The 11543-nt window shown below is 35.9% G+C and carries 8 protein-coding genes; 3 read left to right on the forward strand and 5 right to left on the reverse strand.

Translation table 11 applies throughout. The features are described from left to right. Positions 1 to 161 precede the first annotated feature (161 nt). Positions 162 to 3038: a protein translocase subunit SecD gene (secD, locus tag GXW81_RS08960; protein ID WP_161532045.1), complete on the reverse strand. Its 2877-nt coding sequence runs from the start codon at positions 3036 to 3038 to the stop codon at positions 162 to 164. A gap of 118 nt (positions 3039 to 3156) precedes the next feature. Next, complete coding sequence (hemN, locus tag GXW81_RS08965; protein WP_161532046.1) at positions 3157 to 4512, reverse strand: oxygen-independent coproporphyrinogen III oxidase; 1356 nt, start codon at positions 4510 to 4512, stop codon at positions 3157 to 3159. A 169-nt stretch (positions 4513 to 4681) separates the two neighbouring features. Between hemN and GXW81_RS08970 the strand changes: the two genes are divergently transcribed. The 3 genes from GXW81_RS08970 to GXW81_RS08980 are packed head-to-tail and all read left to right on the forward strand — an operon-like array spanning position 4682 to position 7963. Further along, positions 4682 to 6133: a sodium:solute symporter gene (locus GXW81_RS08970; RefSeq protein WP_161532047.1), complete on the forward strand. Its 1452-nt coding sequence runs from the start codon at positions 4682 to 4684 to the stop codon at positions 6131 to 6133. A gap of 18 nt (positions 6134 to 6151) precedes the next feature. Next, positions 6152 to 7003 carry a transketolase gene (locus GXW81_RS08975; RefSeq protein ID WP_161532048.1) on the forward strand — a complete coding sequence of 284 codons (852 nt, stop codon included), beginning with the start codon at positions 6152 to 6154 and terminating at the stop codon, positions 7001 to 7003. Positions 7004 to 7021: 18 nt separating this feature from the next. After that, positions 7022 to 7963, forward strand: coding sequence for a transketolase family protein (locus GXW81_RS08980; RefSeq protein ID WP_161532049.1), 942 nt, complete (start codon positions 7022 to 7024; stop codon positions 7961 to 7963). Between the two features lie 133 nt (positions 7964 to 8096). Here the strand turns inward: GXW81_RS08980 and GXW81_RS08985 are convergent, their stop codons facing one another. From GXW81_RS08985 to GXW81_RS08995, 3 genes are all read right to left on the reverse strand, one after another. After that, a complete protein-coding gene (locus GXW81_RS08985) occupies positions 8097 to 9770 on the reverse strand; it encodes a hypothetical protein (protein ID WP_161532050.1) in 1674 nt (557 codons plus the stop codon). Positions 9771 to 9806: 36 nt separating this feature from the next. Continuing rightward, the gene (locus GXW81_RS08990; protein WP_161532051.1) at positions 9807 to 10469 is read right to left on the reverse strand and encodes a hypothetical protein; all 663 of its coding nucleotides are present in this window, start codon (positions 10467 to 10469) and stop codon (positions 9807 to 9809) included. A 163-nt stretch (positions 10470 to 10632) separates the two neighbouring features. Beyond that, positions 10633 to 11016 carry an HU family DNA-binding protein gene (locus GXW81_RS08995; protein WP_161532052.1) on the reverse strand — a complete coding sequence of 128 codons (384 nt, stop codon included), beginning with the start codon at positions 11014 to 11016 and terminating at the stop codon, positions 10633 to 10635. Positions 11017 to 11543: the final 527 nt, after the last annotated feature.

Raw genomic sequence — 11543 nt, forward strand, 5'->3', positions numbered from 1 at the left:
TGCAAAAATTTACCTATCTGAGCAAAGATACAGAAATACGGCTAAAAAAACAACTATTACAATAATCAACACTTAAACAAAAGGTTATAACAATACATCACAAAAAAAGAAGCTATCTCAAATTGAAATAGCTTCTTTTTTTACAAACAAATTTATATCAATTAAACATTGATATCTTCCTGTTTTTTACCTTTTAGTAAATCATACGATATACCCGAAGCGATAAAGATAGAAGAGTAAGTACCAAAACCAATACCTAATAATAAGGCAAACATAAACCCTCTTAAACTATCACCTCCAAATATGAATATCGCTAAAATTACCATCAATACTGTAAACGAAGTATTAAAAGTCCTACCTAAAGTACTGCTGATAGAATCATTAAATAGCCCTTCCAAAGTAGTAGACTTTCTTTCTCTTAGATATTCACGGATACGGTCAAATACAATTACGGTATCATTGATAGAGTACCCTAGTACCGTAAGTATCGCTGCGATAAAGTCCTGATTAATCTCCATATTGAAAGGAGAAATTTTATAGAATAAAGAGTAAGCTCCTAAAATGATAATAGCGTCATGGAATAATGCTAACACAGCACCTAAAGAGAACTGCCATCTTCTAAAACGGAACAAGATATAAATAAATATTCCTAATAAAGAGGCTAGCACTGCAAAAGTACCACCTATCTTAATATCATCTGCTACAGATGGTCCTACTTTAGTAGATGAAACTATACCTAAATTATCTCCTTCCGCACTCTTAAATTTATCTAATGTATAACCAGCTGGATAATTAGACTTCAATCCTTCAAATAATTTAGCTTCGATCTCTTGGTCTGCCGCTAATGATTCATCATCAATCTTATAGTCAGTTGTGATTTTTAACTGATTAGAAGTACCAAATGTTTTTACATCTACTGAGTTATTCTTTCCATCCTTAGTTTGGAACAATTCTGATAAGCTAGCTTCCGCTTGAGCAGCATCTACAGTTTTATCAAACTTAACCACATAGTTTCTTCCTCCTTCAAAATCTACCCCTAGTTTAAAGCCGTTTACCGCTATAGAAACTATACATATTGCAGTAAGAATTCCTGAAAAAGTATAAGCAAACTTTCTCTTCTCTATGAAGGCTACCCATACATTTCTAAATACATTTTTCGTAGCTGATGTCCATACAGAAAGACCTTTACCTTTATTAAGTCTACTAAATATCATTACTCTAGAAAGTAGCACCGAAGTAAAGAACGTCATAATAAGACCTATAATAAGTGTTACCGCGAAACCTTGAATAGGTCCTGTACCAAATATATAAAGCACCACCGCTGTAAGCAATGTAGTAATGTGTCCGTCTACAATCGCTGAAAGTGCATGTTTGAAACCATCATGATAAGCCTCTCTAATATTTTTACCTGCAAAAAGCTCTTCTTTAGTTCTTTCATAGATAATTACATTGGTATCTACTGCCATCGCCATCGTTAGAACAATACCTGCAATACCTGGTAAAGTAAGCGTAGCATCCATAGAGTCCATAATACCAAAGATATAGAACAAGTTGATAATCATGGCAATTACAGCATAAACACCTGCACCTCCGTAGTAGAATATAATATAAACTACAATAAAGATAAATGCTATAATAAATGACCACATACCAGCATCAATAGAAGCCTGACCTAAAGATGGACCTACAACATCTGCCTGTACAATTTTAGCACTTGCTGGTAATTTACCTGTATTTAAAACATTTACTAAATCTTGAGCTTCATCTTGAGTAAAGTTACCCGAAATTTGTGTACGCCCATTAGGGATAGCATTTACAACATTAGGAGCTGTATATACTCTATCATCTAAAGTAACCGCCACAGGCTTACCTACATTCTTCTCTGTTAAAATCTTCCAATCTTTAGTCCCTTCGTTATCCATTTGCATATCTACCACTACTCTACCTATTTGGTCGTAGCTGATATTTGCTTTATCCACCGCACCATCTACTGGAGCTTTACCTGTAATATTAGAACGGATAGCGTATAATACCAAGTGGTCTGGGTCTGTAGATTCTGGCTTATAAGCCCATAAAAACTTAGTATATTTAATATTACTTGGTCTTGCATTTAAAGCTACTGAGCTATTAAGAATTTTGTTAATCGTAGCTGTGTCGCTTAACTTAATGTTACCAACGCCATTACTTCTAAGCGTATTTAGATTTAATAATGCTGGGAAATTAGTTGTTTTAGCAACGCCCATTGAATCTCCCTTAGCCAATACTAATTTAGAAAGTTGTTCAAAATAAGGAGCAACTTCTGGCACTTGCTGAACTTCCCAAAACTGAAGCTTAGCAGAAGTTTGAAGCATTTTCTTTACTCTATCAATATCCTTAATACCTGGCATCTCCACTAATATTCTACCAGTACCTGGTACTCTCTGAACATTAGGCTGAGTAACTCCCATTTTGTCTATACGAGTTCTAATAACTTCGTAAGCAGAACCTACCGCAGCATCTATTTTCTTTCTGATGATAGATTTAACCTCATCATCATTAGTGTTAAATTTAATTTCGCTACTTAATTTTTGAGTTCCAAATATTTCTGGACTCGCCAACTTTAAGTTAGCACCTTTACTTTTGTTCACATTATCAAACTGAACAAAGAAATCTTCTATATAAGATTTAGTAGAATTTCTCTGAGCGACATCTGTTTTATCTAGTGCCTCTATAAGTATTGGGTTAGATGAATAGTTAGTTAAATCCATCACCAAATCTCTTTGGTTAATCTCTAAAAGCACATTGATACCACCTTTTAAGTCTAGACCTAACTTCATTTCACGCTCTTTAGCAGCCGTGTAGTAAAGCTTAGTAAACCCTAAATTAAGCGTATCTTTAGACAGACGATCTATCTCTTTTTGATACTTTACCTGATTGTCTCCTGCTATTGCTCTAGCTTCTTTCTCTACCTTGCTCGCATAAAAAGTAGGGAGCATTTCGTTAAGACAAATAAGCCCTAGAACAATCGCAACAACTGTAATAAGTCCTTTTCCTTGCATTTTCAGTAATTTACAACATTAAAAATTATAGTCGGCAAATATAATGTTTTTCAGTATAATTATAAACTTTATTTGCCATTGTTTTCATTTTAAACAAATGAGAAATATCAACACTCTTCTAAACAGTCATAGAAAAAATTCTAGTTTCTGGAGCTTTTCTTAACATTCTCAAATCAAAAGTCATCGCTACATTTCGTGTGAATGCCTTACCAGCGTCTGTAATTCTGATTTTATTTTCTGATATTTCCACAAGACCGTCCGCTTCCATTTCTTTAAGTTTCTCTATGGTCGTTTCCAGCTCTGGAAAAGCCGTTGCATCCGTCCAAGAAGTTTCTAGTTGGCACATAATATTGAGTATATGGCGACGGATTTTCAAATCTTCATCAGTTAGTATATGCCCTCTAAACACAGGGATTTCCCCTTTCTCTACTCGCTGCTGATAGGCTTCTACCGTTTTTTCGTTTTGAGCGAAAGCATACCAAGAGTCAGAAATAGCACTCATACCCAATCCTACCATAAGTTGAGTTTTCCCCGAAGTATAACCCATAAAATTCCTATGGATTTTCTTGTTAAGCATCGATTGGTAAAGGTCATCGTGCTCTAGTGAGAAATGGTCCATTCCTATCTCTTTGTAGCCCAGCTCTTCCAAAAGTTGCTTCCCATTCTCGTAGAGTTTTCTTTTTTCTTCGCCTGACGGAAGGTCATTCTCATCAAAACCTCTCTGCCCTACGCCTTTAATCCAAGGCACATGGGCATAAGAATAAAACGCTAACCTATCGGGTTTCAAAGTCATTGTCTTTCTTATGGTGTATTCCATTTTCTCCCAAGTATGGAACGGAAGCCCAAAAACCAAATCGTGAGAAACACTTTCGTAGCCTATTTCTCTAGCCCATTGGGTTACTTTTTCTACATTTTCAAAAGGCTGAACTCTATTAATGGCTTTTTGTACTTTTTCATCATAATCTTGCACCCCAAAACTCACCCTTCTAAACCCTAAATCGTAAAGCACTTGCAAATGCTCTCTAGTGGTATTGTTAGGGTGTCCTTCAAAAGAAAATTCGGGCTTTTCTGCTATTGTTCCACCTGAAAGAATTTCCTCTATCAATATTTTCAAGTTTTCAGGCGAGAAAAAAGTAGGCGTGCCTCCACCTAAATGTAGTTCCTTAATTTTAGGTTTTTCATCAAAAAGAGCCAAGTACAGTTGCCACTCTTTAATCACCGACTGCAAATAAGGTGTTTCTACAGAATGTTGCTTTGTAATCCTTTTATGACAGGCACAAAAGGTACATAATTGCTCACAAAATGGCAAATGTATGTAGATAGAAATTCCTTCGTCTTTAGACTCCTTAAATGATTTTATTACCGTGTGTTCCCAAGATTGATGAGAAAAACACTCTTCTTCCCAGTAAGGTACTGTAGGATATGAAGTATATCTAGGACCTGGTATATTATATTTATCTATTAGTGAATTCATTTTGCAAAAATAGTGTTTTTTAAACTCATTATAAAATTCTAAACACAAGTATTCACCATTAACAAATAGGAGAATCAAAGTCGTATTTTTAAGAATTTTTTAGAAAGTCTATTTTTTTACCCCACAAGAAAAAGTTATCTTTGCGATGTTTATAGAAAATGATTTTCGTATGTCGCCAATTCTCTTACTAGGAATTATTATTGCCTATTTTGGCATTCTGCTATGGGTAGCTTATAGAACGGGTAAAGGAAGTAATAATGATAGTTTTTTTATAGGCAATAGGAGTAGTAATTGGGTTTTGGTAGCATTCGGTATGATAGGGACTTCGCTCTCTGGAGTTACCTTTGTAAGTGTACCTGGACAGGTGGGAAAAGACAGCTTCCATTACCTACAAGTTACCATAGGATACCTCATAGGATACATTGTAATTGCGTATGTCTTATTACCTCTTTATTACAGACTAAAACTAACCTCCATTTATGGATACCTTCAGCAGAGAATGGGAGCTTTATCTTATAAATCGGGAGCTTCTATTTTTATTGTATCTAGGTTGGTAGGTGCTACGGCGAGGCTTTATCTAGTGGTAAATATTTTACAAATGACCATTTTGGACAGCCTTGGCGTTCCTTTTATTGTAACTACTCTCATTATTTTGGTAATGATTATCCTCTACACCTACGAAGGCGGCGTAAAAACCATCGTATGGACGGATACTCTGCAAACCACGGGAATGCTGTTAGGACTTATTGTGTGTACCTTCTATATGCTTAATCATTTAGGACTGAATATCGCAGATAGTTTTACTGCAATGAGCGAACAAGGTTACACCAAAGTATTTGACACCAATGTTAATGATAAAGGGTTCTTTATTAAACAAATCTTAGCAGGAGCGTTCATTACCATTACAATGACTGGGATTGACCAAGAAATGATGCAAAAATCTATCTCGGTAACCAACCTAAAAGACAGTCAGAAAAATATGGTAACTCTAGGGTTTATATTGCTGGGTGTTATTTCATTATTCCTTTATATGGGTGGGCTATTACATCTTTATGGCATACAAGAGAATATTTCTAGCACAGGAGACCAACTATTCCCAGATGTGGCTCTTAATCATATGCCACCATTTATTTCTATTATTTTCATTATTGCTCTTATTTCTGCTCTATTCCCTAGTGCTGATGGAGCTATGACAGCACTGACTTCATCTCTTTGTATTGATATATTTGGACTAAAAGAAAAAAATATCTCCGTTTCCGAAAAAGAAAAATTCAGAAAGAGAGTACACCTTTGGGTAGCAGTATCATTTTTAATAATGGTACTTATTTTTAAATGGATTAACGATAATTCTATGATAGGGCTTATCCTTAAATTAGCAGGATTTACCTATGGACCACTACTTGGGCTTTTCGCTTTTGGGATTTTCACTAAAAGAACGGTTAGAGATAAGCTAGTGCCTTACATCTGTATCGCCGCTCCTATCCTCTCATTTTTAATAGATAAATATCAAAGTCTTGTTTTTGGGGATTTCCAAATCGGGTTAGAATTACTTATCATCAACGGATTGCTTACCTTTGTAGGACTTTGGTTTATCAGTAGTAAAAAACAATCATTTCAATAAAATTAAACCTATATTATAATGGCAAAATCAGTAGAAGAATTAAAACATCTCACCACACAAATCAGAAGAGATATTTTGAGAATGGTACACGCAGTAAACTCTGGACACCCAGGTGGCTCTTTGGGTTGTGTAGAATACTTTACAGCTCTTTACGGAAAGGTAATGAACTACTCGCTACCATTTAAAATGGAGGGCAAAAACGAAGATTTATTCTTCCTTTCTAATGGGCATATTTCTCCTGTGTATTACAGTACACTTGCTAGATTCAACTTCTTTCCAGTAGAAGAATTGGCTACTTTCAGAAAACTAGACACTAGATTACAAGGACACCCTACCACACACGAAGGTTTACCTGGAGTGAGAATTGCCTCTGGTTCTCTAGGACAAGGGCTTTCTGTAGCTGTGGGTGCAGCTCTAGGTAAAAAGCTAGACGGTGATAAAGGTATTGTATTCTCTCTACACGGCGATGGAGAACTACAAGAAGGGCAAATTTGGGAAGCTCTTATGTACGCTAGCCATAATAAAGTAGATAACCTAATTGCAACTATAGACTACAACAACCGACAGATAGACGGTGATGTATCTGATGTACTTTCTTTAGGAAATTTAAAAGCGAAATTAGAAGCCTTTGATTGGCAAGTATTGGAAGTTAAAGAAGGTAACAACCTAGAAGCTGTAATTACAACACTAGAAGAAGCTAAAGCACAAACAGGAAAAGGGAAACCTATCGCTATCATTATGCATACTGAAATGGGTAACGGGGTAGATTTCATGATGGGAACTCACGCTTGGCACGGTAAGGCTCCTAACGATGATCAACTAGAAAAAGCCCTCGCTCAACTTTCTACAGATAATTTAGCTGATTATTAAACCTCAAAAAAAGAAATAATGAAATATACTTATACCGAAAAAAAAGATACAAGAAGTGGCTTTGGTGCTGGACTAGCAGAACTTGCTGACAAAAACCCTAATGTAGTAGCACTTTGTGCCGACCTTATCGGCTCTCTAAAAATGGAAAAGTTTATAGAGAAAGCTCCAGAAAGATTTTTTCAAGTAGGCATCGCTGAAGCGAATATGATAGGCATCGCTGCGGGGCTTAGTATTAATGGTAAAATACCGTTTACAGGTACTTTTGCTAACTTTTCTACTTCTAGAGTTTACGACCAAATTCGCCAATCTGTAGCTTACTCTGGTAAAAATGTTAAAATATGTGCGTCTCACGCAGGGCTTACCTTAGGAGAAGACGGTGCAACTCACCAAGTGCTAGAAGATATTGGTATGATGAAAATGTTGCCAGGTATGGTAGTTATCAACCCGTGCGACTATAACCAAACTAAAGCGGCTACCATTGCTATTGCAGACTACAACGGTCCTGTATATTTAAGATTCGGAAGACCTGCTGTACCTGTATTTATACCAGAAGATATGCCTTTTGAAATTGGTAAAGGGATTTTGTTGCAAGAAGGTAAAGATGTAACCATTGTAGCAACAGGACATTTGGTTTGGGAGTCTCTAGTAGCTGCAGAAGAACTAGAGAAAGAAGGTATCTCTTGCGAAGTCATCAATATCCACACGATTAAACCTTTGGACGAAGAAATCATTTTAAAATCTGTAAAGAAAACAGGAAGGATTGTAACGGCAGAAGAACATAACTACCTTGGAGGACTTGGCGAGTCTGTAGCAGGACTACTTGCAAGAAAGCACCCTACAAGACAAGAATTTGTTGCCGTAAACGATACTTTCGGTGAGTCTGCTACACCAGCCGAACTAATGAAAAAATACGGAATAGATGCTGAAGCAGTGAAAAAGGCAGTGAAAAAGCTAATGTAGTAAACCTACACTTTTTTACTAGATTTACCTTATTGAAAATAGACTGCCCCAAAAGGCAGTCTATTTTTAGTTTTTATACCAAACCAAAGATCACCTCAAAAATAAGGTGGTCTTTTGGAATTAAAGCTAAAGGCTATTTTAATAGTTTTTCAATTTGCTCTAAACGAGTTTCTAGCTCCTCATTTTTAGCTTTTAGTGCCTTTACCTCTTTGTCTTTTTCTAATAAGTGTAAGTAAAGCTCCTCTATTTTCTCTACATTGGTAAGTTGGGTAGCCATAAGGTCTATATAACCTTGCTTTTTAATTTCTGCAGCGGACTTATACCCTGGCAAATGCCCATTGGTCTTTACAAAATCTTCTACTTGGCTTAGGGTTTTAAAGTTATAATCTGCCTTTAGTCTAGAAGTACCTGTATAATACTTTTGGAACACATAGTCTGGGAAGAGCGTAGCTCCGTTAGTTCCTGCAAAAGAGGTTGCTTTTACCCTACCTGCCACTTCTAGCTTTTCTGTAGGGGCATCTACACCTATCCCTACATTGTCCCCAAAACGAACAGTTCCTAAATTGGTGTAGATAGCATAGTTTTCACTCGCTCTATTTATATTATTCACATATAAACCATAGTGTTTACCTATCGTAGCCGTACCTTGCCCATTAAAGCCATCACAATAAAAACCATATGCACTTGTAATTGTTGGGTTCGCTCCTGTGTTTAATGCAGCTCCTGCGTATACACCTATTTGAGAATTAACTCTAGCTTGAGAATTTGAAACGTATGAATTTGAAACCGCAATCCCAGAGACATTAGATATGCTTTTTGCAGATGGATCAACTACTACATAACCATTAAAAGCCATTAATCTATTAACATTTTCAGCATTGTTATTAACTTGAGCTCGAGCCCCTACTATATATCCCGTAGAAGTACCATGTGAAATTGAAGCCCATGAAGAATTTCCTATAAGGTATGTAGCATCTCCATTTCCTTGATGATGAGCCGCACCAGATAAGCCTGTCATAAACCTATAATTTGCCATATTTTCTTTTTTTGTCTGTATTCCAAAAGATTTGTTGTTAACCAAAATATTACCCGAAAAAGGTTGTTCATCTACTAAAAACAATTCAGAACTACTAGTTTTCTGTTTCTGTCCATATTTATCAATAAATTCATCAATATTATCAGATCTTTTCCAATTATAAGAACGTCCTTTAATATTTGATAATTTAGTATCCCATTGACTAGTCTCTGTATCATAAGATTCGTAAGAATCAAAGTCTAAATTTTTCAATCCTCCATTTTCATCATAATACACTTTATTGGTGAAAGGAGCCGTGCCACTTCTTTTTAATTCTATTCTTTTGTTGGTAGGGTTATATACCCACTCTTGCCCGTCTTGGCTAACGCTATCACCTATCTTTACCCACTCTCCATTTGCTACGCTACCAGTAGGGAAAGTTTGGTTAGGGTTTTTAAAGTAGTAAAAACCTCTGGTTAAGTTCTTTCTAATCCCACCTTTGCTGGCTTCTGTAGTAGGTGTTCCCTCGCCAGTATTATAAACTATCATTCCATCAAAGTAGTTTTTAAACTTACCTGGGTTAATAGAATTTGTTTTAAACTCCCATGTTTTTAAATCCGTTGTTGGAAAATACAAGCCTTTTCCTACATTATTATCAAAGTTGTTAAATTTAGATGCATCTAAAAATGGGTTCTCATCACCTATTGTAGTTGATGGTGTATTTTGTAACTGTATTTGCCCGTAAGCTAAAGAACCTACTAATAGGCTTGCCAGTATTATTTTATTTTTCATTTGTATTCTTTTTTAGTTTTACTTTACTTTTTGTGATTAATAACTTCCTCCAATTACAAACCATGTGGGTTGATTATTATTTGTTGTATCTATTCCTGACATTAATATGTGTCCCTTACCAGATTCTAAATCTCCAATATTTTTAGGTTGATTTGTTCCCGAATACCCTACACTATTATTATACTGGTTATTTACTGAAATGATTTTGCCTACATAATTTTTAGGATCTGGTAATCCTATTTGAGTTCCGCCCGTTTGTACTAAAGCAAATGTATTAGGTTTTGCCCATTCAGTAGGGTTTATAGAAGTTACTATTCTAAGATCCCCAGTAATGGTATTTAAAGTAGCTCCATTAGAGTTTCCACCTACTTTTTGCCATTTACCATCGGTAAAATAGTAAAAGCCTTTGCCATTTACTTCAGAAATAGTAGTGCTGGCTTCAGCAGTGCCACTTTCTATATAAACCAAGGTAGATTCTGCTACACCTGCCCCCATAGCTTTAGCTCTTTCGGTGGTAACATTTGGAATTAAAATCCCTTCTTTGGTGGTTCCAGTTTTATTAGCATCGGATATTTGAATCTCCAAGGTGGCATTAGGAGTATTTGTATTGATACCCACTTTACCATCGTACTGTCCGTAGGCTACGAGACCTAAACCTAAAAAGGCTAATACACTTAATTTGGTTGTTGTTGTTTTCATAAAATTTAATTTTAAAATTGTTAAAGATCTTGTTTAATTTTTTCTTTGTTATTCTTTGGGTTAAAAATTCCCTAGCGTGGCGTTTAGAATTTCCTAACTAGGGAATTAAGATTTCCTAGCTTGAGAATTACCATTCCCTAGCTAGGAAATTTTTTGTGGGTGGCTAGGCTTTCTCAAACTTCAGCGTTTGTAGCATCTTTTTAAGGTCAGAACCTGGGGTAAACAGAACTTTTGTATTTCTAATCACTGTCGAAGTTACTTCTTCCTCTTTAGCTTTGCCCTCGCTGCTAAGGCTCACTCTCATACTACCGAGTTCGCCAAGTCTTACAATTCGTCCTTCTGAAAGTGAATTTTGCATCACATCTACGAGTGCATAAAGCACCGCTCTAATGTCTGCTCCACTTACGGTAGAAATCTTCTCGATGTCTTTGGTAAGACCTTCTAGAGTTTTCTCTCCTTGATACACAGGCGATGCATAGAATTTTTTGTCGCCTCCGCCCGCCACACCTGGTTGGGCTTTCTGAATGGTTTTGTACTTAATTGACATAATCTATAATATTTAAAGGTTTAGATGTTAGACTTAAGGATTGAATTGAGATAATACTAAGTTCTAATATTTCACCTCTTACTTTCAATCCATAAAAACGCCTTTCCCCTCTAAACACACACAAAACGAGAGGAAAGGCTAAAACAGAAAGAAAGCAAAAACTCCCTTTCTGAACACTAAAAGCACCCAACAAGAACGACCATGTTATGAGAAAAAATAATGATGCTTTTAATAGATATTGATGAAAACAAAATTTAGATTGAGCTAAACATGAAAAGCCACCAACGAAAGCTGGCGGAACGATGTTTTGTTGTAACGATAAAAGTTTAAATAATTTGACACATACCCACGAAACTACTTGTGTGTGTGTGTGTGTGTGTGTGTGTGTGTGTGTGTGTGTGTGTTTACACAATTATTTGGAACTACCAAATTTTTGTGTAAGTTTTTTTTACTTTTTTGTATGTTGTTGATATTGCGTTGCATAAAACTGGGACAAATGTAGGCTCTTTTTTTTAAATATACAAACT

The organism is Riemerella anatipestifer (assembly GCF_009932355.1).
Taxonomy (GTDB): domain Bacteria; phylum Bacteroidota; class Bacteroidia; order Flavobacteriales; family Weeksellaceae; genus Riemerella; species Riemerella anatipestifer_E.